The sequence below is a fragment of the Streptococcus oralis genome (assembly GCF_026782085.1).
Taxonomy (GTDB): Bacteria; Bacillota; Bacilli; order Lactobacillales; family Streptococcaceae; genus Streptococcus; species Streptococcus oralis_DA.
Genome location: NZ_JAKUVW010000004.1, coordinates 1322892 through 1323251, shown reverse-complemented (window position 1 = coordinate 1323251; position 360 = coordinate 1322892). Strand labels below are relative to the sequence as shown.

1 tRNA gene is annotated in these 360 nt (G+C 37.2%); it reads right to left on the bottom strand.

Features of this window, described 5'->3' with window-relative positions:
- Positions 1–189 precede the first annotated feature (189 nt).
- Positions 190–261, bottom strand: a tRNA-Glu gene (locus tag MK395_RS08500).
- Between the last annotated feature and the right edge of the window lie 99 nt (positions 262–360).

The window sequence follows — 360 nt, the reverse complement described above, 5'->3', positions numbered from 1 at the left end:
TTTTTTCATTGTTCAGTACTATAACCTTAGTTATAGTGCCCTGCACATTGGTTCGTCTTGTTTAGTTTTCAAAGGTCTTTGTCACTCATTCTCTCTCGAGCGACAACTATATTAGTATATCACAGCTACCTGCCTCTGTCAACAGATTTTTTAAACTTTTTTCAAGTTTTTTTAACCGCAATATACCCATAGTCCGTACGGGATTCGAACCCGTGTTACCGCCGTGAAAAGGCGGTGTCTTAACCCCTTGACCAACGGACCTTGAGCTTTTCAACTCTTTCTATTATACCTACTTTTTTACCTTTGTCAAGGACTTTTTTCAGTGAAATTGATTTTTTCTTTTCTTCACTAATTTAACCA